27 protein-coding genes, 1 tRNA gene and 2 pseudogenes are annotated in these 25,278 nt (G+C 41.4%); 9 read left to right on the forward strand and 21 right to left on the reverse strand.

Annotation, left to right across the window (positions count from 1 at the left end; translation table 11 throughout):
• Positions 1–187: 187 nt before the first annotated feature.
• The 3 genes from hisG to deoC form a co-directional block, all read right to left on the reverse strand.
• The gene (gene hisG / locus IM509_RS22860) at positions 188–835 is read right to left on the reverse strand and encodes an ATP phosphoribosyltransferase (RefSeq protein WP_002761364.1); all 648 of its coding nucleotides are present in this window, start codon (positions 833–835) and stop codon (positions 188–190) included.
• Between the two features lie 60 nt (positions 836–895).
• Positions 896–1,648 carry an HAD family hydrolase gene (locus tag IM509_RS22865; protein WP_185237550.1) on the reverse strand — a complete coding sequence of 251 codons (753 nt, stop codon included), beginning with the start codon at positions 1,646–1,648 and terminating at the stop codon, positions 896–898.
• A gap of 265 nt (positions 1,649–1,913) precedes the next feature.
• Positions 1,914–2,591 carry a deoxyribose-phosphate aldolase gene (gene deoC / locus IM509_RS22870; RefSeq protein ID WP_052276331.1) on the reverse strand — a complete coding sequence of 226 codons (678 nt, stop codon included), beginning with the start codon at positions 2,589–2,591 and terminating at the stop codon, positions 1,914–1,916.
• Positions 2,592–2,750: 159 nt separating this feature from the next.
• Here deoC and acnB point away from each other — a divergent pair, with 159 nt between their 5' ends.
• The 8 genes from acnB to ureC all read left to right on the forward strand — a co-directional run bounded on the left by acnB (position 2,751) and on the right by ureC (position 10,477).
• Complete coding sequence (gene acnB, locus IM509_RS22875; RefSeq protein ID WP_072925761.1) at positions 2,751–5,360, forward strand: bifunctional aconitate hydratase 2/2-methylisocitrate dehydratase; 2,610 nt, start codon at positions 2,751–2,753, stop codon at positions 5,358–5,360.
• Between the two features lie 139 nt (positions 5,361–5,499).
• Complete coding sequence (locus IM509_RS22880) at positions 5,500–5,793, forward strand: BrnT family toxin (protein WP_002735016.1); 294 nt, start codon at positions 5,500–5,502, stop codon at positions 5,791–5,793.
• Entirely contained in the window at positions 5,741–6,007 is a 267-nt protein-coding gene (locus IM509_RS22885; RefSeq protein ID WP_002746336.1) for a BrnA antitoxin family protein, read from the forward strand. The genes IM509_RS22880 and IM509_RS22885 overlap by 53 nt, the downstream gene beginning before the upstream one ends.
• 131 nt (positions 6,008–6,138) lie before the next feature.
• Complete coding sequence (locus IM509_RS22890; RefSeq protein ID WP_052276330.1) at positions 6,139–7,104, forward strand: hypothetical protein; 966 nt, start codon at positions 6,139–6,141, stop codon at positions 7,102–7,104.
• Between the two features lie 64 nt (positions 7,105–7,168).
• Complete coding sequence (locus IM509_RS22895; RefSeq protein ID WP_268932495.1) at positions 7,169–7,282, forward strand: element excision factor XisH family protein; 114 nt, start codon at positions 7,169–7,171, stop codon at positions 7,280–7,282.
• Positions 7,270–7,611: a XisI protein gene (locus IM509_RS22900; RefSeq protein ID WP_052276329.1), complete on the forward strand. Its 342-nt coding sequence runs from the start codon at positions 7,270–7,272 to the stop codon at positions 7,609–7,611. Before IM509_RS22895 ends, IM509_RS22900 begins: the two co-directional genes overlap by 13 nt.
• 178 nt (positions 7,612–7,789) lie before the next feature.
• Complete coding sequence (locus IM509_RS22905; protein ID WP_046661511.1) at positions 7,790–8,686, forward strand: polyphosphate kinase 2 family protein; 897 nt, start codon at positions 7,790–7,792, stop codon at positions 8,684–8,686.
• 81 nt (positions 8,687–8,767) lie between these two features.
• Positions 8,768–10,477: an urease subunit alpha gene (ureC, locus tag IM509_RS22910; RefSeq protein ID WP_002735350.1), complete on the forward strand. Its 1,710-nt coding sequence runs from the start codon at positions 8,768–8,770 to the stop codon at positions 10,475–10,477.
• Between the two features lie 25 nt (positions 10,478–10,502).
• Here the strand turns inward: ureC and IM509_RS22915 are convergent, their stop codons facing one another.
• From IM509_RS22915 to IM509_RS22980, 16 genes and pseudogenes are all read right to left on the reverse strand, one after another.
• Entirely contained in the window at positions 10,503–10,787 is a 285-nt protein-coding gene (locus IM509_RS22915) for an LPP leucine zipper domain-containing protein (protein ID WP_052276328.1), read from the reverse strand.
• Positions 10,788–11,152: 365 nt separating this feature from the next.
• A complete protein-coding gene (locus IM509_RS22920) occupies positions 11,153–11,404 on the reverse strand; it encodes a CHAT domain-containing protein (protein WP_353847231.1) in 252 nt (83 codons plus the stop codon).
• A 287-nt stretch (positions 11,405–11,691) separates the two neighbouring features.
• A complete protein-coding gene (locus IM509_RS22925; protein WP_002754850.1) occupies positions 11,692–11,847 on the reverse strand; it encodes a hypothetical protein in 156 nt (51 codons plus the stop codon).
• Positions 11,844–12,242, reverse strand: coding sequence for a toxin-antitoxin system TumE family protein (locus IM509_RS22930; protein WP_185237461.1), 399 nt, complete (start codon positions 12,240–12,242; stop codon positions 11,844–11,846). The genes IM509_RS22925 and IM509_RS22930 overlap by 4 nt, the downstream gene beginning before the upstream one ends.
• Positions 12,226–12,516, reverse strand: coding sequence for a hypothetical protein (locus IM509_RS22935; RefSeq protein WP_052276326.1), 291 nt, complete (start codon positions 12,514–12,516; stop codon positions 12,226–12,228). Before IM509_RS22935 ends, IM509_RS22930 begins: the two co-directional genes overlap by 17 nt.
• Positions 12,517–12,552: 36 nt before the next feature.
• Positions 12,553–12,789, reverse strand: coding sequence for a hypothetical protein (locus IM509_RS22940; protein WP_043999266.1), 237 nt, complete (start codon positions 12,787–12,789; stop codon positions 12,553–12,555).
• Positions 12,790–12,818: 29 nt separating this feature from the next.
• Positions 12,819–13,118 (reverse strand): Txe/YoeB family addiction module toxin, encoded by a 300-nt coding sequence (locus IM509_RS22945; protein ID WP_002761386.1) that lies wholly within the window; start codon positions 13,116–13,118, stop codon positions 12,819–12,821.
• Positions 13,090–13,389 (reverse strand): type II toxin-antitoxin system Phd/YefM family antitoxin, encoded by a 300-nt coding sequence (locus IM509_RS22950; protein WP_002761387.1) that lies wholly within the window; start codon positions 13,387–13,389, stop codon positions 13,090–13,092. Before IM509_RS22950 ends, IM509_RS22945 begins: the two co-directional genes overlap by 29 nt.
• A gap of 344 nt (positions 13,390–13,733) precedes the next feature.
• Positions 13,734–14,063: an LPP leucine zipper domain-containing protein gene (locus IM509_RS22955; protein WP_052276325.1), complete on the reverse strand. Its 330-nt coding sequence runs from the start codon at positions 14,061–14,063 to the stop codon at positions 13,734–13,736.
• Between the two features lie 210 nt (positions 14,064–14,273).
• Positions 14,274–15,155, reverse strand: coding sequence for a CHAT domain-containing protein (locus IM509_RS24435; protein WP_472650197.1), 882 nt, complete (start codon positions 15,153–15,155; stop codon positions 14,274–14,276).
• Between the two features lie 325 nt (positions 15,156–15,480).
• On the reverse strand, positions 15,481–15,870 hold the full coding sequence (locus IM509_RS24440; protein WP_472650198.1) for a tetratricopeptide repeat protein: 390 nt from the start codon (positions 15,868–15,870) through the stop codon (positions 15,481–15,483).
• Positions 15,871–15,890: 20 nt separating this feature from the next.
• A pseudogene (locus IM509_RS24265) lies at positions 15,891–16,010 on the reverse strand (YgiT-type zinc finger domain-containing protein); the annotation flags it as partial.
• A gap of 74 nt (positions 16,011–16,084) precedes the next feature.
• Complete coding sequence (locus IM509_RS22965; protein ID WP_002735894.1) at positions 16,085–16,423, reverse strand: XisI protein; 339 nt, start codon at positions 16,421–16,423, stop codon at positions 16,085–16,087.
• Positions 16,424–16,811: 388 nt separating this feature from the next.
• The gene (locus IM509_RS22970; RefSeq protein WP_185237462.1) at positions 16,812–17,900 is read right to left on the reverse strand and encodes a tetratricopeptide repeat protein; all 1,089 of its coding nucleotides are present in this window, start codon (positions 17,898–17,900) and stop codon (positions 16,812–16,814) included.
• Positions 17,901–18,338: 438 nt separating this feature from the next.
• The gene (locus tag IM509_RS22975; RefSeq protein WP_185237465.1) at positions 18,339–19,652 is read right to left on the reverse strand and encodes a tetratricopeptide repeat protein; all 1,314 of its coding nucleotides are present in this window, start codon (positions 19,650–19,652) and stop codon (positions 18,339–18,341) included.
• Positions 19,653–19,850: 198 nt separating this feature from the next.
• Positions 19,851–19,924: transfer RNA gene (locus IM509_RS22980), tRNA-Arg, on the reverse strand.
• A gap of 43 nt (positions 19,925–19,967) precedes the next feature.
• On the opposite strand from IM509_RS22980, the gene moaC reads away from it, so the two are divergent.
• Complete coding sequence (gene moaC / locus IM509_RS22985) at positions 19,968–20,468, forward strand: cyclic pyranopterin monophosphate synthase MoaC (RefSeq protein ID WP_185237463.1); 501 nt, start codon at positions 19,968–19,970, stop codon at positions 20,466–20,468.
• Positions 20,469–20,728: 260 nt separating this feature from the next.
• On the opposite strand, the gene bchH is transcribed toward moaC, so the two are convergent.
• Together bchH and IM509_RS22995 are read right to left on the reverse strand one after the other, a co-directional pair.
• Positions 20,729–24,394: a magnesium chelatase subunit H gene (bchH, locus tag IM509_RS22990; protein ID WP_185237464.1), complete on the reverse strand. Its 3,666-nt coding sequence runs from the start codon at positions 24,392–24,394 to the stop codon at positions 20,729–20,731.
• 381 nt (positions 24,395–24,775) lie between these two features.
• A pseudogene (locus tag IM509_RS22995) lies at positions 24,776–25,057 on the reverse strand (flavin reductase family protein); the annotation flags it as partial.
• Between the last annotated feature and the right edge of the window lie 221 nt (positions 25,058–25,278).

Raw genomic sequence — 25,278 nt, forward strand, 5'->3', positions numbered from 1 at the left:
ATAATAAATTTGGCAGAGGATTAAAGATTAGTTATTGTGACTAACTATTTTGATTAGAAAAAGATAAACTTGAGAATCTTCAGTCAAATTTATTGACTCAAAATTAGCTGTACTTAATTTAAATGAATCAACCCTACCCTTGATCCCCCCTTAATAAGGGGGGCGCTGATCCCCCCTTGATACCCGCTTAATAAGGGGGGTGCTGATTCGTTAAACTGAGCTTTTCTACCCAGTTATAAATCTGATCGCGATTTAGTCTATAGCTGAGGGGATGAGCGATTAATCGAGCGCTACTAGCAAATAATTCGTCAATTTCTACTAAACCATTTTCGCGTAAAGTTCGACCGGTGGAAACTAGGTCAACTATTGCTTCTGACATCCCCGTAATCGGGCCTAATTCTACGGAACCATAGAGAGGTATAATCTCGACGGGAATATCTAAACGACGAAAATAATCCTTAGCACAATTGACAAATTTTGAGGCAACTTTACCGTGATGGGGAATGTCCAGAGGACTTTGATAGGGACTATCAGCAGGGACAGCTACCGACATCCGACAATAACCAAATTTTAGGTCAATTAAATTAGCCACATCGGGAGATTTTTCCAATAAAATATCATAACCGGCGATGCCTAATTGTGCCTGACCGTATTCTACATAAACTGGTACATCTGTGGCTCTTACTAATAACGCTTTCGCTTGGTTAGTGGGGTCGGTAATCTGTAATTGGCGATTTTTTGAGTCAAGAAAGGCACTAAAATCTAAGCCAATTTTCTGAAATATTTGGATACTTTCGTTTAGTAAAGCACCCTTCGGTAAGGCAATTGTTAGCATAGAGGGAATTATGAATTGGGAAGTGGGGTTTTTCAGTGAACAGTAAACAGTAATCAGTAATCAGTGAACTGAAAATTCGCCTCTGATAACCGAGATGGCAGTCAGTTCTCTAATGACCACATCAGCTAATTGTAAATCTTGATGGTTTTCCGGTTGCCAACTAATTGCGATCGCTGCTGCTGATTTTGCCTGTTTAGCCATTTCCCAATCGGCCCTAGTGTCCCCTACCATCAGGGTTTTGTCCACTGCGGTCCCCAAAGCTTGACAGGTTTCTTGTAATAATAAGGGATCGGGTTTACTTAAACCTCGATCGCAGCCTCGAGCAATTTTAACATAATTTAATAGGTGATTTTCCTTGACAAATTGCTCAACTCGTGCTGTGGTATCGGAGGAAAGAATCGCCAATTGTAAACCGGCCGAGTGCAGATAACGAATTACTTCTAAACATTGGGGATAGAGGGGATTTAAGCGGGGGGGAACCTTTTCATCGGCCGCTTGGAAGGCCGCTTTTGCGATCGCCATGGCCGTTAACCAATCCCGGCCGGTGGAAGCAATACAACCGGCAGCGACGATATGATTATCTCTGCGGCTGCCCACTGCCATTAAACCAGCAGGATTGAGACTATTTGCCCCAATACCGAAAGTTTTAGTTAATAAAGACTCTAAACCAGGGATTTGCGATTCAATGGCTTGTACCCGGGCTATAGCTCGATCGTACCAGAAAGCTCGCGAATCCTCTAGCGTACCGTCCTTATCAAAAACAATCCCTTGAATATCTCTAAATTCTCGATTACCACAGCGAATTATCGGCAAATAAACCCCCTATTTTTATTGAATGTCAGTCATCATTTTAGCTGTCAGGGGACAGGATTCAGGAGACAGGATTCAGGAGACAGGAGACAGGAGACAGGATTCAGGAGATTATTTTTTATTTATTCTCCCCACACCCCACTTCCCCACTTCCCCACTTCCCCACACCCCACACCCCACACCCTACACCCCACACCCTACACCCCACACCCCACACCCCACTACCCCACTACCCCACTTTCCTATACCTTTTAAACAGGATTTAGTATTACTCCTCAAAAGCAGCTTTTTGCTGACGGACTAAATCGACACCGCGGGAAGTTCCCAGACGAGTGGCCCCGGCCTGGATAAGAGCGAGTGCTTGTTCTAGGGTGCGAATTCCGCCGGATGCTTTAATTCCTACCCGGCCTTTGCTAATTTCCTTGAGAAACTTGACATCGCTAACCGTTGCTCCTCCAAACCAGCCGGTACTGGTTTTTAGATAACTGACTCCTGCATCCATGCAAATTTCCGCCGCTAAACGTTTCTCGGTGTCCGTCAGTTGCGAGGTTTCCAGAATCGCTTTTACCGTCTGGCCAGCTTCCTGACAAATACTAGCAATTTCTTGGAATAATTGCTCAGATTTCCCATCTTTTAGCCAACCGAGATTAATAACCACATCTAACTCCTTGGCACCATTATCTACAGCTTCTAAAGCCTCATAACGTTTAACTGCGGAGGTAGTGGCCCCTGCGGGAAAACCAATCACGGTAGAAACTAAAGTTTTTTTGCCGTGGAGTAACTGCACAGCTTGCTTAACGGCAGCGGGATAAACGCAGACGGTGGGAAAACGATATTGTTCGGCCTGTTGACAGTAAGCCTCTAATTGTTCACGGGTGGCGGTGGGGATGAGGAGAGAATGGTCGATATATTGTGCTAAATCTAGATCAGAATCGGTGATAGCCATTATCTACGCCTTAATATAGTCAATCGATCGCTATTTTCTCATTTTATGGAAATCGCACAATAAAGTCATGTCTCGCTAACCGAGAAATTCCGAGACTAGCAAAAATCCATTAACCTAGGAAGAAACCGTCACAAGTGAAGACTAGGAGAAAATCGACCTATGTTAGAAGCGTATCATCAGCACGTTGCCGACCGAGCGAAATTAGGTATCCCTCCCCTTCCCCTCAATGCTCAACAAACGGCGGAATTATGCGAAATACTCAAAAATCCGTCCGAAGAACTCAAGGGAGAATTGCTGACCCTGCTGCGTGACCGTATTCCCCCCGGAGTTGACGAAGCGGCCTACGTTAAAGCGGGATTTTTAACAGGAATTGCCAAAGGTGAAATAAAATCTAACGTTATCTCCGCTCAGGGTGCGGTTAGCTTACTGGGAACCATGGTCGGTGGTTATAACGTTCATTCTCTGATTGAACTGCTGAAATCCAGAGATATTAATATCGCCGCCGCCGCTGCCAGTGCTTTAAGTAAAACCCTGCTGGTATTCGACGCATTTAACGAGGTTTTGGAATTATCCGACACCAATCCCTATGCTAAACAGGTCATCGATGCTTGGGCCAATGGTGCTTGGTTTATCGCTAAACCGAAACTCGCTAAAGAAATTACCGTCACCGTCTTCAAAGTACCCGGAGAAACCAATACAGATGACCTATCTCCCGCTCCCCATGCCACCACCCGGCCCGATATTCCCCTTCATGCCTTGGTAATGTTAGAAACCCGTCAACCCGGGTCCTTAGAAACCATTGCCGAATTGAAAAAATTAGGCCATCCGGTCGCCTATGTGGGGGATGTGGTCGGGACTGGTTCCAGCAGAAAATCGGCAATTAACTCGGTTCTCTGGCATATTGGCGATGATATTCCCTTTGTACCTAATAAACGTGCTGGTGGCTATATTTTAGGCAGTAAAATCGCCCCTATCTTCTTTAATACTGCTGAAGATTCCGGCGCTTTACCGATTGAATGCGATGTTAGCCAAATGAACACGGGGGATGTGATTAAAATCTATCCCTACGAAGGCAAAATCACCAACGAAGCGGGCGCAACTATTAGCACCTTTAGCCTCAAACCTGAGACAATTCTGGATGAAGTGCGCGCCGGCGGTCGTATTCCCCTATTAATCGGTCGCAGTCTCACGGATAAAACCCGTCACGCCTTGGGACTTGAGGCTAGTACCCTATTTACTCGTCCCACTATGCCTAATGACACCGGTAAAGGTTACACCCTAGCGCAAAAAATGGTCGGCAAAGCTTGCGGTTTACCCGGAGTGCGGCCGGGTACTTCCTGTGACCCAATTATGACCACGGTAGGGTCTCAGGATACCACCGGCCCGATGACCAGAGACGAGTTAAAAGAGTTAGCCTGTTTAGGTTTTAGCGCCGATTTAGTCATGCAGAGTTTCTGTCACACGGCAGCCTATCCCAAACCGGTTGATATTCAAACTCATCACCAATTACCGGACTTTTTCTCTACCCGGGGTGGGGTGGCTTTACGTCCGGGAGATGGCATTATTCACTCCTGGTTAAATCGGATGTTATTGCCGGATACGGTGGGGACTGGAGGCGATTCTCATACTCGTTTTCCCCTGGGAATTTCCTTTCCTGCGGGGTCGGGTTTAGTGGCATTTGCCGCCGCTTTGGGAGTAATGCCTTTGGATATGCCAGAATCGGTTTTAGTGCGTTTTACGGGGGAATTACAACCCGGTGTAACTCTGCGCGATATTGTTAATGCTATTCCCTACGTTGCCATCCAAGAGGGTAAATTAACCGTGGAAAAACAGAACAAAAAAAATGTTTTTAACGGTCGCATTATGGAGATGGAAGGGCTGCCGGATTTGAAATTAGAACAGGCTTTTGAGTTAACCGATGCCACGGCGGAACGTTCCTGTGCTGGTTGTACGATTAAGTTAAGTACCGAGACAGTGGCGGAATATTTACGCTCTAATGTGGCCCTGTTAAAAAATATGGCGGCCCGGGGTTATAGTGATGCCAAAACTATCCTACGTCGGGTAGCAAAAATGGAACAATGGTTAGCTAATCCCGTTCTGATGGAGGCGGATAAGGATGCCGAATATGCGGATATTATCACCGTCAACTTAAACGAGATTAAAGAACCAATTGTTGCCGCACCCAATGACCCCGATAATATCAAGTTAATGTCGGAATGCGCCGGGGATACAATTGATGAGGTGTTCATCGGTTCTTGTATGACTAATATCGGTCATTATCGCGCCGCTGCTAAGATATTAGAAGGAGCAGGAGTTGCTAAGGCTAAACTGTGGATTTGTCCCCCCACCCGCATGGATGAAAAACAATTGCGCGATGAGGGAATGTATGGCATTTTTGCCGCTTCTGGGGCGCGTACCGAGATGCCGGGATGTTCCCTTTGTATGGGTAATCAAGCGCGGGTTGAAGACAGAGCGACGGTATTTTCTACCTCGACTCGTAACTTCAATAATCGCATGGGAAAAGATGCGCGAGTCTATCTCGGTTCCGCCGAATTAGCGGCGGTTTGTGCGCTGCTGGGACGCATTCCCACCGTCGAGGAATACCTGGCAATTGTCACCGAGAAAATTAATCCTTTTGCTGGCGATTTATACCGCTATTTGAACTTTAATGAAATCGCTGGTTTTGAGGATGAAGGCCGGGTAATTCCCCTAGAAGATTTACCTAAAATTGAGGATATCTTAGGGATTCCTTCTGGTGTTTTGAGTTAGTTGACCGGTTATGGGTCATTTCGATCGAGGCGAAAGATTTCTTTTGATTTCGATCAAGATGACCCCTCTAACGATCGAATTTTCGACAATTATAGGATTTTTTTCGATATACGGAATGACAACTCGATAAAATAAAAATATGAAATTCGAGTGGGATCGACAAAAGAACCGAGCGAATATCATCAAGCACGATCTAGACTTCGCGGACGCGCAGCGGATATTTGAACATCCCATTCGAGTTTCCCTTGACGAACGAGAAAATTATGGCGAAGATCGATTGATAGGAATCGGTACGCTCGATGGCCGAGTGGTAGTTGTCGTTTTTACAGAACCGAGTAGAGATACAATTCGTATTATTTCACTTCGTAAAGCTTTACCCTATGAACGAAAACGATATGAACAATACCTCCGAGACGAATTGGGAGAAAGTTGACGCTCTTACGGAAGAGGAAATCGACACATCCGATATTCCGCCCTTAACCGAGGAGTTTTTTAGTAAATCGCGGTGGTGGAAACCTGTAGAGAAAGTAAATGTTCTTGTTCAAGTAGATCCCGAAACCCTAGCTTGGTTTCAATCACAGGGCGAGGATTGTGAACAAAAAATGTCCGCCGCTTTACGGATTTATGCGGAGGCTCACAAAGTATAGTCAAGTTTAGTTCGGGTACAAGCCACACAATAAAAAAGTTCGCTATCATTTTGAGCGGGATGAAAAGCCACACAATCTCATTTACCAATAAATCGCCTTAAATGAAATGATAAAAGTGAGTACGAAAAATTATGATTATAGATGTACCGACTGGAGATGATTTTAAATCCGCTGGCATTGATTTTTTAAATCTGGCTTGGGATACGCTGATAAGTTTATCTACAAAACTTAAGAATGCGGAATATTTTTATAATGTGTATTATAGCGATGAGAATGAAGAAGTAATCGATCAATTGTCATCTGAGCAATATTGGAAACAAGCACAACGTCCATTGAGTACAGCCCTTTCCCTTATTCAACAAGGAACCGAATTTCTCTTAAAAGGTAATATTGCTACAGTTAGCCCGTATTTACTAATTTCAGGATATCCGAGTAATTATCCCAGTAAATCTCATGAGCGCAATATCCGTTTTAGTGAATTTAAAACAATTGATGCACAGGATTTAGTCAAAGTTTATAATACCGTATCGACTGGTCGATTACCAGATAACTTTCGACAAAGATTTGAAGATTTGAGAAGCAAGCGAAATATAATTATGCACACTGTAGATCCTGAATTATATATAAAAATTAAAGATCTGTTTGTTGAAATTCTAGAAATTTGTCATTATTTGATAGAGCCAAACTCGTGGATAAAAATTCGAGGACAATTCATTCAAAATGAACCTGAATCTGTTCTATATAGCTCTGAAACCAGAGAATTATATAATTGGCTGGCTTTAGAAATAAACCTTGTAATTGATTTATTAACACCTTCAGGAAATAATAAATATTTTAATTTTAATAAAAAAATAAGACGTTATTTCTGTCCTAGTTGTTATAGTGGTTTTAGGGAAGATTACGAAGACGAACAGATTCCAAGATTAGCTCAACTAATACCTAATGAACCAACTAGCAACACTATTTATTGCCTTGTATGTAATGAATCTTATGAAGTATTGCGGGAAGATTGCACAGCTGAAGATTGTCTGGGTAATGTCATAGATCCTGATGATGGTACATGTCTTACCTGTGGTTCGGACAATTTTCGAGATTAATTGTTGAAATTGTAATAAATATCTTGTATGTATTAATTTCTTTATTTTTTTAATCGGACAAGAAATTTATGAAAAGTTTTTCGCTCAAGCTGCCATACAAATAATCTTGCAAAAGTATCAAATTTTATTGTTAATTGTTGACACTAATCAGGAGGGAATAGTTCAATGGATAAACTAAATTGTTATCAAAATATAATCAAGAAAATTCTCATAGAATATGCAGAAATTTCCTCACAAGTACCCGATCAAGACCTAGAAGAAATATTGATATTTGACGATGATAGAAACCAATATCTTTGGTTTAATATTGGCTGGAAAAATGGCAAACGAATTAAAGCAATTTCCGTTTATCTTCGTCTAAAAAATGACAAAATTTATATTGAAGAAGATTGGACAGAAGCAGGTATCGCCACGGAATTAATGCGCTTAGGAATTCCCAGCAGTGAGATAGTTTTAGCTTTTCAACCTCCCGAAGTGCGTCAGTTTACCGAATTTGCGATCGCCTAAAAATTATTCTTTACTTTCTCGTCAGATGAGGAGTAGCTAAAATCGAATATTTAAATATACTTGTTTCTAGGTCATTTCTGCCAGTTCATCCTTGACTCGCCGGTTCAAGAGTTAGATATTTTCCGAGCAAAAGTGCTACAATGTAATCTTAGGGGTCAAAACAATCAAGGAGAAGAGCATGGTCAGCAAAATTGATCGCCAAGCGTTTTTACAATCCTTAATCGTGCCACCGGGTAAAGAAATTTCTCTACACAAAGACTACGATCCTGGGTTTAAGCCAGACTACATTACCAAAGAAGATGCCACGCTGCTGCTGCAACAGGGGATCGAAAAAATGGCCGAGTTTCAAGATAAACTTTATGCCCAGGATACCTATGCCCTGTTAATTAATCTGCAAGCCATGGATGCGGCGGGTAAAGATGGTACAATCAGGCACGTTATGTCCGGCTTAAATCCCCAAGGCTGTCAGGTATTTAGCTTTAAAGTACCCTCGGCCGAAGAACTAGATCACGATTATCTCTGGCGATATTATAAAGCCTTACCGGAGCGAGGTCGTATCGGTATTTTTAATCGTTCCTACTACGAAGAATTATTAGTCGTGCGCGTCCATCAAAATTTATTGGAACGGCAAAAACTCCCCCCAGAAGACAGAACCAAGAAAGTTTGGCAGCGACGTTTTGAGGAGATTAATAATTTTGAAAAATATCTGGTTAATAATGGGGTTATTGTCCTAAAATTCTTTCTCAATGTTTCTAAAGGAGAACAGAAAAAACGCTTTTTAGAAAGAATTGATCGCCCCGAAAAAAACTGGAAGTTTTCTGAAAATGATGTCAAAGAAAGAGCTTTTTGGGGTGATTACATGAAAGCCTACGAGGAGGTATTCAATCATACCAGTACCGAATGGGCCCCCTGGTATATTATCCCGGCTGATCGCAAATGGTTTACCCGTTTAGCTGTGGGGGCGGTTATTTATCACACCCTAGAATCCCTTGGTTTAAAATATCCCACCGTCACCGAAGAACATCGCCAAGCTTTACTGAAAGCCAAAGAAATCCTCGAAAACGAGCCGGATTAAAAATGGAAGAAAATCCCTAAAAAGCGATAATTGCTGGAAAATCGATCGTATGATCAATGTCGATTTTCAAGAATTCCCCCTATGAATTATCGCATCGATCGCCGCACCTATGCAGAAACCTACGGCCCCACCGTCGGAGATAAAGTTCGCCTGGCAGACACGGAATTATTTATCGAAGTCGAAAAAGATTTCACCACCTACGGCGATGAGGTAAAATTCGGCGGCGGTAAAGTAATTCGCGATGGGATGGGCCAATCCCCCATTTCTAGGGAAGATGGGGCGGTGGATTTGGTGATTACTAATGCCCTAATTCTCGACTGGTGGGGCATCGTTAAAGCCGATGTGGGCATTAAAGACGGCAAAATTTATAAAATCGGTAAAGCCGGCAATCCCCACATTCAAGATAATGTTGATATTATTATCGGTCCTGCTACCGAGGCATTAGCCGGGGAAGGGATGATTTTGACAGCAGGGGGGATTGATGCCCATATTCATTTTATCTGTCCCCAACAAATTGAGACAGCGATTGCGTCGGGGATTACCACAATGATTGGTGGCGGGACCGGACCTGCGACGGGAACTAATGCCACCACCTGCACCCCGGGGGAGTGGAACATCTATCGAATGCTAGAGGCCGCCGAAGCTTTCCCGATGAATTTGGGTTTTTTGGGTAAAGGCAATAGCAGTCAGCCGGAAGGACTAGCGGAACAGGTAAAAGCGGGGGTAATTGGCTTAAAACTCCATGAAGATTGGGGAACCACTCCGGCAGCCATTGATACCTGTTTAAGCGTGGCCGATAAGTACGATGTGCAGGTGGCGATTCATACCGATACTCTCAATGAGGCCGGTTTTGTTGAGGCCACTATCGCCGCTTTTAAAAATCGCGTCATTCACACCTACCACACGGAAGGGGCCGGCGGTGGTCATGCTCCCGATATTATCAGGGTTTGCGGGGAAATGAACGTTTTACCCTCCTCTACTAACCCCACTCGTCCCTATACGACGAATACCTTAGAGGAACACCTCGATATGTTGATGGTTTGTCATCATTTGGACCGGAGTATTCCCGAAGATGTGGCCTTTGCTGAATCCCGCATCCGCCGGGAAACTATTGCCGCCGAGGATATTCTCCACGATTTAGGGGCTTTTAGCATCATTTCCTCCGATTCTCAAGCGATGGGACGGGTGGGAGAAGTAATTATCCGCACTTGGCAAACTGCCCACAAAATGCGGGTACAACGGGGCAGACTGACCGGGGAAACGGGAGAGAATGATAATCTGCGAGCAAGACGATATATTGCTAAATATACGATTAATCCTGCTATTACCCATGGTGTCTCCGATTATGTCGGTTCCATCGAGGTGGGCAAATTAGCCGACTTGGTTCTCTGGAAACCGGCATTTTTTGGCGTAAAACCGGAAATTGTCCTGAAAGGCGGTTTAATCGCCTGGGCGCAAATGGGCGACGCTAATGCCAGTATTCCCACACCCCAACCGGTTTATATGCGTCCCATGTTTGCCTCTTTTGGTGGTGCGATCGCCAAAACTTCCTTGACATTTGTTTCTAAATATGCTATGAAAGCGGGCATTCCTGAGAAGTTAAAGCTGAAAAAAACCGCCGTGGCTGTGTCGAATACGCGCAATATCAGTAAGGCTAGTATGAAGCTTAATGACGCTTTACCGCGCATGGAAGTTAATCCCGAAACCTACGAAGTGCGTGCTGACGGGGAATTATTAATCTGTGAACCGGCTACGGTTTTACCCATGGCCCAGCGCTATTTCCTATTTTGAATTCGATTTCAGAAAACGGGTTTTTTCAAAAAACCCGTTTTCTTTTCTTTATAGGAAAATTTGGGAAAAATAACTTAACCAATCCTGCCATTAGTGCAGTAACAATAGCAACAAAGATGGTTCGATTAGTAAATTCCAAGTTATCTAGTCGTTTATTCACGCCTGTTAATTCTCCTTTAACATTTGCTAGGTCAACTCTTAAGTTATTCACTTCTTCAGATAGCTTGTCTATTTTGCTATTAACTTCTTTGAATTGTCCTAAAATAAAGTCTTTTAATTCTTTGAGGTCGTTTTCTGTAAATGTTGCCATTGTGTGACTCTCCTAGTAATTGTTTGTGATAAGTAGTCGTGCAAAATTAATTTCCCAGTCGAGACAGGAGACAGGAGACAGGAGACAGGAGACAGGAGACGGGATCAGATTTTAGTTTTTAGTTCACTGTTTACTGATCACAGCAAAAAGCTGACGGAGTAACTGCTGACGGTTTGGATGTGTAATTAATTTTGCTTAGGTAAGTAGGTGGGTGGAATTAAATATAAAATAAACGTAGGTTGGGTTGAAGCATGAAACCCAACGCCCGCATGGGTTACGCTACCGCTAACCCATCCTACAAATAATTGTGCCTACCTACTTACTTACCAATAATTTTACCCCTAAGTTTAACTCCTAACCCTTAATCAGTCAAATTGCATCGAAGTTGCATCACCAGAAGGAATAAAACTTGCCCAATAAAAAGGATGTTTTTGCTTCTCACCCTTGAGCATTCCTAGTTGAATTTGTCGTAAAGCTTCACTGCGTCCTTCTCCTTTTTGTAAGCGTCCATAATAGGCGACCATTAAATCTTTAGTCGCATCATCAGAAACTTTCCAAAGGCTAATTAATTGGCTTTCTGCTCCAGCAATGACAAAGGCTCGACGCAGACCATAAATCCCTTCACCTACGCTTCTAGTTTGGTGATTTTTTGATGATAATTAATGCTTTATACTGTATATTAATTAAGTAGCTGGTTATAATTAAATTAAAAATGGATTTTAGGTTTGATCCCCCCTGCCCCCCTTGATAAGGGGGGTGCCGATCCCCCCTTAGTCCCCCCTTGATAAGGGGGGTGCCGATCCCCCCTTAGTCCCCCCTTGATAAGGGGGGTGCTGATCCCCCCTTAGTCCCCCCTTTAATCCCCCCTTATTAAGGGGGGCATCTGACAACTTTTAACGCCTACCTACTTATCAAATTTAGCCAAGATTTTCAATCCTTCTTCTGGGTTGCCATTAGCTGCCATTTCCTTAAATCTAGTATAGGCATTAAATTCGGCTAAAGTGTTGGTGGAAAGATATTCAATCAGTTTATTGATACTGATTCCTTTTAGTTCATTCATAGAAAACTCCTGATTCTGGCGGTAATTTGCTGAAGAACTTCTAAGAGTGTTGGAGCAGCGGACGAGATTACATTTTCTTCACTGCTGTCATGTTTGTGATGGGGATAGGTTGGGAGGTTCAGCTTTTTATGATGTGGAGTATTATCATAACGGAAAATTAAGGTATTCATGGTATTCATATACTGATAAGCGTACATATTACGATTAATAATTGTTTCGATATTGACAAACTCTCGAATATGCAGAACTGAATTATCAATGAATTTAATTTCGGCTCGAATAAATCCTTCATAAGTATCGCGTTTTTCACAATCTAGCGTAAAAAATTTTACTACTGAACAGGTTGCGATAATTGTTTGAATCTGTTGAAAATAATCTTCAATTAATAAATTCAATTCCTCTGAGTCTTTCTGCTTTTTCCTGTAGGCATTGTAGCATTCGCAATTCGCCAATCCATTCGTCAAGTTCCAGGGTTTCCTGAAATTCGTCGTTTTCGTAGCGATGCAGAAATTCTGCTGTGGACAGTTGATATTTGTCCTCAAATTCTCGCAGTCGTTGTTCGGTACGCTGGATACCCGCTTCAGTGGAACGTAGGGCTTCAGCGATTGCGCCTTCGATTAGAGGTTTGAGGGAGCCGGAGTGATGAGAGATGAGTGTGAGTTCCTTCATAATAAAATGGAGCTAAAAAGCTGGTGTCTAGGTAAATCAATAGTGTGCTTCTTGGCGTAATTGTTGCAGGATGTCAAGGCTTTGGATCGCGGAGGGTTGATGTTGGGATCGCAAAGCCTGGTGGGAACTTAGAGGGTGGCGGGAATTTAGCGGGGGCGAGAGTTGGGCAATGAGTTGACCTTCTCGGAAAATAATGATGTCTTGTCCTTTTTCAACTTCATGGAGGAGTTGGATGAGGGTGATGGAGGTATCGGTGATTTCTATTTTGAGCATGGGGTTGGCGTTTTAGTTTGTCTAGGTACTTAGCGATCGCTATAATGATAACGACCTTGCAAAAATTCTATCCGATCGTGACTAACCAGATAAACAATACGATCAGATTGGGTAAGGCGGCGAGACCAAACATTGGCATCTTGATATTTTAAGGGTTCAGGTTTGCCCGTTCCTTCAAAAGGATTGCGTCGAATTTCTTCAACTAAAGATAACAGACGAAGGGCAATTTTTCTCTCAGTTTCTACCCAATATCTGAGGTCTTCTAGAAACCTTATATCAAAAACGAGTTCGCGTTCTGGCTTAGGCTGAGACTTTTTCTTCTTTGTCAATACCTAACTCCTGGCATAAGTTTTCTAAAGTTTGAGGCTGATTCGTTCTGGCTTTGGCACGTTGTAGTGCATCTAGGAGGCGTACTGCATTTTCATGAGAACTGAATAAATAAGCAGTTTCTATCAAGCTATTGAGTTCTGCTGTAAGAATCAAGGAAATGCTTTCACCACCTTCCCGTGTAATTTCTATTGGTTGACGAGTAGAAATGACTCGATCGCAAATTTTGTCAAAGTTACTACCAGCTTGAGTCTGGTCAATTTTTGGGTTCATTTTTTCTCATTTCTCCTTCAGATAAGATCAATATATCAGAAGTCAGAACATTAGATCTCTGGCAAAAGTAGGTTCGTAGTTGCGCTTTAGCGCTATAAAGTCTCATACTCCAAAACTCTCCCAGATTGTACTTTTGACTTTATTTTCCCTTTTTAGCGTCGTTTGCCAGTTGGTTGGCGCGGGCGACGGGATCAAAACGGAGGCTAGGAGGCTCTCTTGGATTTGGTGGGTAAAATGTATTCTAAGATACATTCTTCCTAGCGAGGGGGTGGAACGAACCACAAAGACACAAAGGACACAAAGATCGATCGATCATATTGTAAGTTAAACTTATCACACAGAACCTAGAAGAGCCAATTTGGGAAAAATAACTTAACTGATCCTGCCATTAGTGCAGTAACAATGGCAACAAAGATGGTTCGATTAGTAAATTCCAAGTTATCTAGTCGTTTATTCACGCCTGTTAATTCTCCTTTAATATTTGCTATGTCAACTCTTAAGTTATTCACTTCTTCAGATAGCTTGTCTATTTTGCTATTAAGTTGTTCAGATAATCTGTCTATTTTGCCATTAAGTTGTTCAGATGACTTGTCTATTTTGTCATTAACTTCTTTGAATTGTCCTACAATAAAGTCTTTTAATTCTTTGAGGTCGTTTTCTGTAAATGTTGCCATTGTGTGACTCTCCTAGTAATTGTTTGTGATACCAATAATCTTACCACTAAGTGGCTCTTCTGGTTTCTGTGTGGAAACGGGGTCTATACTGATAGTTTCTTCAGCAAAATAGTCCTCAAAGTCTTTCTAGGTAAATATTTCACGATTCTATAAGCAAAAATTATCACACAAAGTCGAGAAGAGCCACTAAGTTTAACTCCTAACCCTTAATCAGTCAAATTGCATCGAAGTTGCATCACCAGAAGGAATAAAACTAGCCCAATAAAAAGGATGTTTTTGCTTCTCACCCTTGAGCATTCCTAGTTGAATTTGTCGTAAAGCTTCACTGCGTCCTTCTCCTTTTTGTAAGCGTCCATAATAGGCGACCATTAAATCTTTAGTCGCATCATCAGATACTTTCCAAAGGCTAATTAATTGGCTTTCACTTCCTGCAATAACTAAAGCACGGCGCAATCCATGAACTCCCTGACCGATTTTAATATCTCCTTTCCCCGTATCGCAAGCAGAAAGCACAACTAATTTGGTTCCGACTAAGTTTAAATTGGTAGTTTCTAAAGCAGTTAAAACCCCATCATCTCCTGCACTTTGACCGATTTTAACTCCTGCTAAAACTAACCCAGAACGCAATAAAGGATTCTCAATCACATTGCTTTCTGGTTTAAAAAAACCATGAGTAGCGATGTGGAGAATATTCGGTTTTTTAACTTGTTTGACGGCGTTTTCTGTGGCTTGAGAACCCGTTAAAACAGTGGATTGAGGTAAGATATTTTTAATCGCTTTAGCTTCTTCTTCTGTACCCAGAAGACCGAGAAAAGTAAACTCAGAAAGGTCGATGGAACGAGTGAGAGCGACTTTTTCCCCTGCTTTACCATAGAAAGGATCAGCTACAATGAGCGGAGATTGTTGACTGGCAAATTTATCTTTAAGGCGCAATAAATATCGTCCAGAAGTGAGATAAGTAATATGATAATTTTCCACTAAGTATTGATTATTTTCATCTACTAAAGCTTCAAAAGGAATTAAATTAAGTGCAGCATCAGGAGAAAGCAGAATCGTTTTAGTATTGCCTAATAATTGACGGATAGGCTGCATCAATGTCTCATCAAGTTGACGCGCTGATTTTTGCAGTTGAGGGAGAGGAGTTTCTGCGTCTGCAAGATTGTCACGGAAGTAGGTTAATTTGTCGTCAATCGGTTTAGCTTCCCCTAAATCCTTGGCTTTGATGTCACCATTGGGATAGAGAATATAAACAGCATAGCGAGGGATGCCAAAACGTTGATTTTCAGGTGCTTTAGGATTAACAGGTTGATAGCGGACTATTTCAACTAAAGCAGCATCAGCAGGGATTAGCTTTTGAATACCTTCGAGGGTAATGGGTTGGGATAGGCTACGAAATTCGGCACTACGAACACCGATTTTACCCTCTATTTCTTTGGTTGTCTCCTAATTGTTGTTTTCTGATAGCTAAGGCTTGTTTGAAGAGAGGTTCGGCTTCGCTGTATCTTCCTTGAACTCTGTAAAGTTCTGCCAAATTGTTGAGACTTTGTGCAGTTAGGGGATGGTTGTCTCCTAATTGTTGTTTAATGATAGTTAAAGCTTGTTCTGCTAGGGGAATCGCCTCGTTATATTTCCCCTGCTGATACAATTGAATAACTTGCTGAGTTAGCTTCTCTGCTTCGGCTAATTTATCTTGCGGTGAAACCTGAGAAATCACCTGTCCCACCGTTGGGGTTAACATGACTCCCGATAATCCCATCATCCCAGTAATGACGACAACCGCTATCCCTGATTTGATTGATACTTTCATTGGTCTTTTATCCCTAGAGTTTATTGATAGGCAAAAACATCAACTTGAATAGATTTGTCGGGTTGAGCCTTGTGCTGTAGTAAAATTCTGATTTTTTCTGCCGTTTCACTACTAAAAACAACCTCACCACAGTTATAGCATTACTTTAAGGCAGAGCCTTAGATATTGTGTTCCAAGGCAAAGCCTTGGAACAAGGGGACAAGGAGAATTTGTTTTAAGTACCATAATTAGTATAAGGCCGTTTATAAGGTGGTTGCAGTCCCAAAACAATATCCTCCCTCTTAACACCCATTGAAATTAAATCCTCTGCTGGATTCAATTCCGTTAAATTTTGTTGTAGCCAAATCTTATTATCACGAATATCAAAATGAACAATCGAGCGGTAAACTCGTTTTAAACCTTCCCATCCTACATTCATCCACTGATAATGATCCCGTTCCACATCAAATATTAATTGTACTTCTACGTCTTCACCGGTAACATCTTCTGCTACATAGCGACTTAACAAGTTTTGCACTGCTTGACGATATTTTATGAGTTTATCTTTATCCATTGTGTAATTACCTCCGTACAAAAGTAGTAGCCATCATCAATAATTTAACTTTTCATCTCGTTCCCAGGTTCTACCTGGGAACGCTTTATTCAGGTTCTACCTGAATACTATTTTAAGGCAGAGCCTTAAATATTGTGTTTCAAGGCAGAGCCTTGGAACAAGCGACTTGGAACAAGCGACAAATTTTGCACTGCTTGACGATATTTTATGAGTTTATCTTTATCCATTGTTTGATTACCTCCGTACAAAAGTAGTAGCCATTATCCATAATTTATAGTAATTTCAAATAAGTTGTAGGGGCGAAGCATTCGGATAAGAAATCTACGGTTTCAGCGATAGGTTATTGCCCGAATGCTTCGCCCCTACGGGAGTGCTATAACTTCCATCCTTACTCCCTCTTTAAAATTTCATTAATTATTTTATCCAATTCCTGAACCTGCGAAGTATCCCCTAACTGATTATAAGTCCCCTTCGCCTTGGTTAACCACTGTATCGCCTCATCCTTACTCCCCAAGAGACGATAAGCTATTCCTAAACCCGCTTGTATCTCCGCTTGCTCTGACAAATTCTGCGTATTTGTTGCCAGTTTTAACGCTTTTTCATAAGGTTTTTTTGCCAACTGAGGCAACCCTATCTTAAGGTAAGTATCCCCTAACAGTTGATAAACCGTAGCAACCTGACTATTTTGCTTAACCAATCCTTCTAATACCTCAACCGCATCCCCATACAACCCATAACCTCGATAAAGATGCGCTAAAACTAACCCTGCTTCCTCTGGGGATAATTGCTGCTGTTGAACAGCTTTAACAGCATCTAAAACCGTTTTCTTCTTCTGTTCATCTAATACTGTAAACCCGACGTTTTCATCATCACGTCTAGAAGACGCACCATTATCAGCTTCTATGGTTACTCGATATCGCCTTCCTGCTTCCAGAGGAGGTTCACCGGGATAGACTATTTCAGTTTTATTTGTCTGCGTTTCCCAATTAACCCCATCTATTTTGATAGTATAATTAGTTGCACCCGGAACAGCATTCCACCGCAGTGAAGGACGATTGGTAATAATATTCGTTTCACGAGGAGTAATTAGATAAGGTAATTTTGCTAAAACTTTCTCTGTTTTTCCTGTTGGACGGAGGGTTGTATTATTAATATTGGGAAGTGGAATCACAGGATTTCCCCGAGGACAGCCATTAGAAACAATATACTTTCCTTGTTTAACCATCCACTGCTTGAGATTACTACAATAAACCTTAACCGAAGCATTAGCTGCGACTTCTAACTTATCATCAAAACTGAGGGTAAGTCCGACAGAAGCAGGAAGAGGTTTTTTCCATTGTGGTTTCTTAACAGTAACCTTCCCCTTTACCTCAAAAATCGTGTTAACTCCAACAGTGTTGCTAAAAGTCGCCGCCGGAAATCCTACCGTAATTAATATCAGGGAAATGGGGGTAAAGATTTTGAGAAATTTATTCATGGGTTGAATCACTTGAGGTTTGGCTTTAATTAGGTTCGTTGTTGAACTTTAGCATAAGATTTCAGAAAACGGGTTTTTTCAAAAAAACCGTTTTCTCGTCTAACTTGTTATACTATACTACTACAACTTAAAACCTCACCATTCTCTAATCTTCCCTACGCGGTTGGAGACAAGCTTTGCACCCTCAGTATCACTTCTTATCAAGTATGGACAAACAAAACCCTCACTCTACCGCAGAATCAGACAATTTAATCAAAGAACTTGAGGAACCTTTAATCATGACTAACTTAAACAATCATTCAACATCTAACACATCCGAAGAGTCTAATTTATCAATGTAAGAACTCGATGTAAATCAATAAAATATTAACTTTTAATAAGCATTTTCAGCAAGAAGGATTTAGCGCATTACTCAGAGAATAGTCACTAAACTTTACTTCACTTTAATTTTTTCCTCGCTTCATATAACCATTGCTCCTCCTCCGTATTAATTTCCCTCCCTTCGGCTAATTTAAGACATTTACGCCAATTTTCCTGAGATAATTTCTTGTCTTCTTTTTCTAAAAGTTGAGCATAAATACAAAAAGCAGCACCGGGATTGCGGATAAATTTCTGATAAGCTGGATTTTCAGCGATACCAATAGCAACTAAAAGATTAGGAACTGCATCTTCACTGCGATTTTGCTTAAATCTGGCCCAGCCTAGATTTTTATAAATACTATATTTTTGTACTGCTAAATTGCGTTTCTCCTCTTCAGTAAATTGGTCTAGTTTTTCATCTTTTTCTGCTAATAATCTCTTAGCTTTTTCCAGTAACTCTACCGCTTCTGCATTCTTATTATCGCGCAGATACCAATAAGCGAGATTATTATAAGCATCTATAAAACCACCTTTTGCCGCAATTAAATAGTGTTTCTTCCCATTAGTCAAATCCTGTAACTCTTCGTAAAGTGTTGCCAACTTATAATGAGCATCTAAATTATCTGGGTTTAACTCAATCGCTTTTAAATACTTCTCTTCGGCTGCAGCTAAATTAGGAAATTCTTGACTTGCTGGCGGAGGAGATTGTAAACGGTTGCCTTCTTGCTTATAAAGCTCAGAAAACCAAGAGAAATTTAGATAAATTCCCAAGAGAATAGCAAAGACTATTACTGTTACAGAAAACTGTATTTCTTCATACCAATGTTCAGCAATCCCAAGCAATTTCATTAACTTAACAAAACCCTTCTGGCGCGTCCGTGTGAGAGCATTTTCAGTTTGTAATAAAGAAATGAAAGTCGAAAAAATAACACCTCCTATTTCTAGCAAACCTGAACCACCACTAAGAAACCGAGTAGCAATCGTTCCGATTAATGTAAAATTAACCCCTAATAAAACCAGTTTAACGATTCTCAATAGCCAATCAAAGCGATTGCAAGGATGCAAAGATTCCCTACTTTCTAAATGCCACCACCAAGCCTGAGCAGAAATAGGTAAAGTCTCCCGATATTCAGCTAAGTCAAGAACTTGAGTAATTTTGTAACTTTTCTGTTTTAATCTATTATCTTGTTCGATTAATTTTGACGACATATCAACGGAAATTTCCGCCTCAGCTTCCATTTGTTTATTAAGAGCATCTCTGGCGTAAATAATTTCTAAAGCCTGTGCTTTTTTCAGAGATTTATTATGAGAAGTATCTAAATAATTTAGAGCATTCTGGTAACGCTCTAAAGCAACTTGAAAGGGTGTCGGCACAGGTGCGGGAAAATTCATATTATACAATCCTGAAAGTTTAGTTTCTTTCACTGTTTGAGGGTAAAAAATACTCCAGCAAAACAGCAAAAAGCAAAACTGGCTGATGATACTAAATCCTGTTTAAAAAGTATAGGAAAGTGGGAAGATGGGGCAAAAAACCAAAGAAATTAGGAACCATAGGCCCCTAATTCCTGTAGTATATGCCATTGTATCTAACGGGCTTGGAGAGACTCGAACTCCCGACCTTGTGGTCCGTAGCCACACGCTCTAATCCACTAAGCTACAAGCCCTTGTTTTTCTCAACAGTAAACTACTATAGCACAGGTTCATTCAATGACGCAAGAGGGTAAAGAAAAATTATCTCATCTCGACAGCCAAGGCGAGTCCCGGATGGTGGATGTATCGGAGAAAATGCCCACTAAACGCACTGCTATCGCCCTAGGACAAGTGAGAATGCTAAAAACGACTTTTGAAGCCATAGAACAGGGAAATGCGCCCAAAGGTGACGTTTTAGGGACGGCCAGACTAGCCGGAATTATGGCGGCCAAACAAACTTCCTCCTTAATTCCCCTTTGCCATCCCTTACCCCTGCAAAAAATCAATGTTCAGATTATCCCGAAAGCAGAGTTACCCGGCTACGAAATTCGGGCAGAAGTGGTGACAAAATCGGAAACTGGGGTAGAAATGGAAGCTTTAACGGCGGTATCTGTGGCAGCCTTGACTTTATACGATATGGCTAAAGCGTTAGAAAAATCAATCCTGATTGAAAATATCCGTCTGCTGAGTAAAACAGGAGGGAAATCAGATTATCACAAGGATTCCCTGTTGCCATGAAAACCCTGGTGCATCTCACATTTGCAGAAATACCGACAATCAGCAATTATCAGTGACTCTTAAATTATTACAGATGGGTCAGCGGCTGCGTGTAAGCATCCCACCGAAAAACTAATGCGCTCCGGGGTTTGGGGGGTTCTACCCCCCAAAGGCTTGGATTGAGTGGTAAAATCGGAAGTAATGACCGATTTTAGCCGAGAGTGTCCCCGTAAAAATCCCAACTTGGTAGATTGACAAAAATGAGATGCAGCCTAAAAAACCTAAGTAACCCCTTCTAATTTTTCATCGGTCAATTGATATAATTCCTGTAATTTCTCTAATTTGTCGGGGTCTGCTTGCCAAAAACCGCGACCCTGTGCTTCTAACATTCTACCGACAATATTACGGAAAGCTTCGGGATTAGCTTGACGCAATTTTTCCGCCATTTCTGCATCAAAAGCGTAGGTATCGGCTGCCTGATCATACACCCAATCGTCACTAAAATTAGCCGTACCGCCCCAACCAATTAAAGCGGTCATTCTTTGGGAGATTTCGTAGGTCCCACCGGAACCTTGATTAACCATGGCGTTGGCCCATTTAGGATTGAGTAATTTACTGCGGTATTCTAAGCGCAAAACCTCCTCTAATTTGCGGGGAGTTGTATCATTGGAAAAACTCTCGACAAAACTCGTCATCACCCGTTTACCGCTTTGTTTTTCTGCGGCTAATTTTAATCCTCCCGTGTTGCCGTAGTATTCCTGAATATCGGTTAAACCGTATTCTACCGAGTCAATTTCTTGAATAATACTCTCACTGGTTTTTAATAACTGTTGTAGCACTTCTGGCCGCGCTTGTCCCTTATCTTGACGACCATAACTAAAAACATTACGCTTTTCCCAAGTTTTCGCTAATTCGTTGTCATTGTCCCAATTTCCCTCCACTACTTGGTCATTAACTAAAGAGCCAAAATCCCCGGCAGGATTGGAAAATAAACGAGCGCTGGCATTGTCAATTCCTTGACTTTTTAAGGCTAAATAGTGCTTACGGATATAATTATCATTTTCCGATTCTTCTATCTCGGCTGCCCGCTGCATTAAATCATCCAATAACTCGATAATATTGATAAAAGTATCTCGAAAAATTCCCGATAAATTAGCCAAAATATCGATGCGCGGGTGTCCAATTTCCCCTAGAGTTTTTAATTCATATCTGACAATTCTTCCTGTCCCCTCTTTCACTGGTTCCGCACCGACTAATTCTAGGAGAATACCCAAGGACTCACCCTTAGTTTTAATCACATCTAATCCCCAGAGTAAAACCGCTACAGTTTCGGGATATTTTCCTTTTTCGGTTAGGTTTTGTTCTAGCAGTTTTTTGGCGATTTCTCGTCCGCGGGTGTAGGCTGCGGGGGAAGGCATCCGGTAGGGGTCTAAAGCGTGTATATTGCGTCCTGTAGGCAAAACTCCCGCACCATCCCGGAGTAAATCACCCCCCGGCGCTGGGGGTACATATTCCCCATTTAATCCCCGCAAAAGATTAGTTAACTCTTCGCTATTTTGTCCTAATAAAGTTTTAATAGCAATGCCTTCTTTAAGCTTTTCATTGGTTGCTTCATCAGCGATAATTTGCTGAAATTCTCGCTCAGATAAATCGGTAAAATAAGCATCAAGATAACCTTTTAATTCTTCCTGATTAGGAGCAGTTCCTAGGGTGTGTAAACCCGAAGAAAATAGTCTTTGTTCGACGATTTGTAGGTAATTATACACCTTGACAAAATAATCGGTTAGTGCATAGCGGCTAAATAATTTGGCATTTTCTAAAGTGAATTCTATTCCCTGTTTTTCTGCTTCCAGAAAAGGACAATCTTTAGAGATACCTGTATCAATAATCTTTTGCAGAATACTATCTCTTAAAGCGTAATTTTTCTCAGGATTTTCTCGAAACTCGGCAATCAAATCTCGTAAAATCATCAATTCTTTATATAATCCCGCTCGTCCGTAGGGAGGCACATTATGGGAAATTAACACCCCATAGCCGCGACGTTTAGCTAGGATAGATTCCGAGGGATTATTAGCGGCATAAATATATAAATTCGGTAAATCTCCTAATAAAATATCTGACCAAGAATAACCAGTATTTCCTAGGGGTGAACCGGGCAGCCATTCGACAGTTCCGTGCATACCAAAATGAATGATCGCATCGGTCTTAAAATCTTTTTGTAACCACTGATAAAAGGCTGCATACTGAGGGTGAGGAGTTAAATCTTTTTCAAACATTAACCGCATCGGATCCCCAGCAATTCCTAAAGGTGGCTGAACTCCAATCCAGATATTACCTAACTCAATTCCCCCTAAATGATACTGGTTGCCAATAGTTTTTATCCCCGCATCTTTCAGAGATTTCCAGTGTTTTTCAATGCGAGAGGTTAACAAATAACCTAGCCAACTTTCTAAAGTTTCTATCGATAAACGATTTTGTTTAGAGAGATTTTCATCATCGGCAAATTTAACTTTTTGAATAATTTCTTCCCCGTCTTCGGGAATCGTTCCCAGATTATAACCCTGCGCTTGTAAAGCTTGTAAAAACTTAACTAAACTCCGGGGAACATTTAATAAAGCTGCCGTACCAACTGCCCCATAACCCGGGGGAAATCCATAGAGAATGATGGCTATTTTGCGTTCTTGCGGAGGGGTTTTATGTAACTTAATCCAACTATTTAAACGTCCAGTTAAACGCTGTAATCTTTCGGGGATTAAATAGATAGTTTCCCCCACTAATCCCCCCAGAGGAATCGTATCAATTGCCCCATCTAATTCAGGTAAAGCGTATAGAACCACACTCTGTAAACCACCGATTCCCTGTCTTGTCCAAGAGTAAATATCTTGAATCAATAAAGGGGCAGCGATAAGATAAGGAATATTTTTAGCGGACAGAATTCGTTTAGCCACTTCTACCTGTCTTCCTGCTTCCATAGAACCCGCAGGACCCCCCACCAAAGGAAAGCCAATCGTCGAAACAATTGCATCTACTGTCACCGCATCTTCACTTAAAGAAGGTGTTTCAATGATTCCTTTTTTTCTTTGCTGAATTTCGTAGTCTGTGGTTAACCAATCCCGAACAATTGTATGTGCTTCCACTCCGTTAATAAACACGGGTAGGGGAATTAAATTAGCCGTTTCAAAATGACGGATTAATTGATTAATATAGGGCAATTTACTGATAACGTGCTTCCGATAAAGCAGCAGTGCCACCACTGGTTTATCAAGAGATTTATTTTTTTTATACCAACTCAAATATTCTTGGGGAGTGAGAAAATAACCCTGATAATCAGGGTGTAATAGTCCCTTATTGGGAGTTTCAATAACTTCGGGTATTTCCTGTACTTTTAATCCTAGATATTTTTGGGCAATTACCCAACACATAGCGGCAACATTTTCGGTTCCTCCCGCATTCCAATAACCGTAAATAATTAACCAATTACGCAAATCTTGAACTTTTTTAGCGGGAATAAATTTCAGCAGTTTCGGACCAGTTTTGAGGAAACTGAGATAACCGGCTAACTTATCTTCTTCCTTGCCACTGGAAAATTTACTTAAGATAAATTGAATTGGTTTTGGCATTCCTTTTGGTTTATCCCCGATGGCAAATTCTCCCAAACGGGTTAAACTCATTAACTCTAAAGCAGACTCAAAAACTAAGCGAATGGGAATCTGTGCTGCTCGTTGCCGCAGCCAAGTAACTTGATCATAATCGAAGATCAAACTAGCAAAAAAAACGTCGGCAGTGGCTAAAGCTTGCTCGACTATTTCCGGTTCGCTCGTCAAGGATTTATCGCTGAATACTTTTACTTCTAAATCGGGACATTTAGAACTAGCCAACAGGCCCGATTGCCGATATAAATTGGTGTTAAAGGTTTCAAAGCCAACAATTAAAACAATGCTTTTCATAAGAATATATTTTTATACTAAATCTGGTTATTAAAAACTGATTATTTATTCCCCCTTTTGCATGAGTGCCTCTCCTGATATGTAGCTTATACTCAACGGATGGCCGTATTACTTGCGATTTTATCACTCAATCCAAGCCTTTGGGGGGTTCTACCCCCCAAACCCCCCGTTGGGGGCGTGGCGCCGCCCCCAAACCCCCCGCGCATTAGTTTTTCGGTGGGATGCTTACACGCAGCCGCTGATACATCTGTAATAATTTAAGAGTCACTGCACTTGCGGGAGTGTCTATCCTGATATGTAGCCTGATTTAGTATTAGATTAGACCAATCAGGGTGCGTTATCCTGCCTGAAAACACCCCCTGAAATGATCATAACGACAAATTAATAATAACTGCCGGATTTGCGATGATGGATGGCGGTTAAACCTTGGTGTAAAACCTTACCTTTTTCTGCGATCGCATAAATCAACCAATGATCACCGCACTCCATTCGTTGTTCTACCCGACATTCCAGATAAGCGAGCGCTTCGGCCAAAATCGGCCCACCGTTCTCAGCTTTAGTGGTTTCGATATTAGCGAAACGATCTTCTCCTGGAGTAAAACGTTTGAGAAAATGCTTCATTAAAGCTATATGTTGTCCTTCTTGCCGGATATTAAGGACAAAATGGATATAAAGTGGGTAGAGTCGATGGGAGGTATTATCAGCAATTCTCATTTTAAGGTTTCATGACATTAAAACCCTTGCACCTATACTTTGCACGGCTACAACTTGCATTTTTTACTCAAGGACAATAATATAGTTTAAGAGTCATAATTAGAAGCAAAGCACTCATTAAAAACATGATTAACCTAGAATTCACGGAAGAAGAAAAGAACTCACTGTAT

This window comes from Microcystis sp. M31BS1 (assembly GCF_020245285.1).
Taxonomy (GTDB): domain Bacteria; phylum Cyanobacteriota; class Cyanobacteriia; order Cyanobacteriales; family Microcystaceae; genus Microcystis; species Microcystis panniformis.

Coding starts and splice junctions, on each gene's coding strand:
- ureC (WP_002735350.1), top strand. CDS start 8,768: ATGAATTATCGCATCGATCGCCGCACCTATGCAGAAACCTACGGCCCC.
- IM509_RS22885 (WP_002746336.1), top strand. CDS start 5,741: ATGAACGAAAACGATATGAACAATACCTCCGAGACGAATTGGGAGAAA.
- IM509_RS22935 (WP_052276326.1), bottom strand. CDS start 12,516: ATGAAGGAACTCACACTCATCTCTCATCACTCCGGCTCCCTCAAACCT.
- IM509_RS22900 (WP_052276329.1), top strand. CDS start 7,270: ATGGATAAACTAAATTGTTATCAAAATATAATCAAGAAAATTCTCATA.
- IM509_RS22975 (WP_185237465.1), bottom strand. CDS start 19,652: ATGAATTTTCCCGCACCTGTGCCGACACCCTTTCAAGTTGCTTTAGAG.
- IM509_RS22955 (WP_052276325.1), bottom strand. CDS start 14,063: ATGGCAACATTTACAGAAAACGACCTCAAAGAATTAAAAGACTTTATT.
- IM509_RS22890 (WP_052276330.1), top strand. CDS start 6,139: ATGATTATAGATGTACCGACTGGAGATGATTTTAAATCCGCTGGCATT.
- IM509_RS22925 (WP_002754850.1), bottom strand. CDS start 11,847: ATGAATGAACTAAAAGGAATCAGTATCAATAAACTGATTGAATATCTT.
- acnB (WP_072925761.1), top strand. CDS start 2,751: ATGTTAGAAGCGTATCATCAGCACGTTGCCGACCGAGCGAAATTAGGT.
- IM509_RS22970 (WP_185237462.1), bottom strand. CDS start 17,900: ATGAATAAATTTCTCAAAATCTTTACCCCCATTTCCCTGATATTAATT.
- hisG (WP_002761364.1), bottom strand. CDS start 835: ATGCTAACAATTGCCTTACCGAAGGGTGCTTTACTAAACGAAAGTATC.
- IM509_RS24440 (WP_472650198.1), bottom strand. CDS start 15,870: ATGAAAGTATCAATCAAATCAGGGATAGCGGTTGTCGTCATTACTGGG.
- deoC (WP_052276331.1), bottom strand. CDS start 2,591: ATGGCTATCACCGATTCTGATCTAGATTTAGCACAATATATCGACCAT.
- IM509_RS22880 (WP_002735016.1), top strand. CDS start 5,500: ATGAAATTCGAGTGGGATCGACAAAAGAACCGAGCGAATATCATCAAG.
- IM509_RS22940 (WP_043999266.1), bottom strand. CDS start 12,789: ATGCTCAAAATAGAAATCACCGATACCTCCATCACCCTCATCCAACTC.
- IM509_RS22915 (WP_052276328.1), bottom strand. CDS start 10,787: ATGGCAACATTTACAGAAAACGACCTCAAAGAATTAAAAGACTTTATT.
- moaC (WP_185237463.1), top strand. CDS start 19,968: ATGACGCAAGAGGGTAAAGAAAAATTATCTCATCTCGACAGCCAAGGC.
- bchH (WP_185237464.1), bottom strand. CDS start 24,394: ATGAAAAGCATTGTTTTAATTGTTGGCTTTGAAACCTTTAACACCAAT.
- IM509_RS22965 (WP_002735894.1), bottom strand. CDS start 16,423: ATGGATAAAGATAAACTCATAAAATATCGTCAAGCAGTGCAAAACTTG.
- IM509_RS22905 (WP_046661511.1), top strand. CDS start 7,790: ATGGTCAGCAAAATTGATCGCCAAGCGTTTTTACAATCCTTAATCGTG.
- IM509_RS24435 (WP_472650197.1), bottom strand. CDS start 15,155: ATGCAGCCTATCCGTCAATTATTAGGCAATACTAAAACGATTCTGCTT.
- IM509_RS22950 (WP_002761387.1), bottom strand. CDS start 13,389: ATGAACCCAAAAATTGACCAGACTCAAGCTGGTAGTAACTTTGACAAA.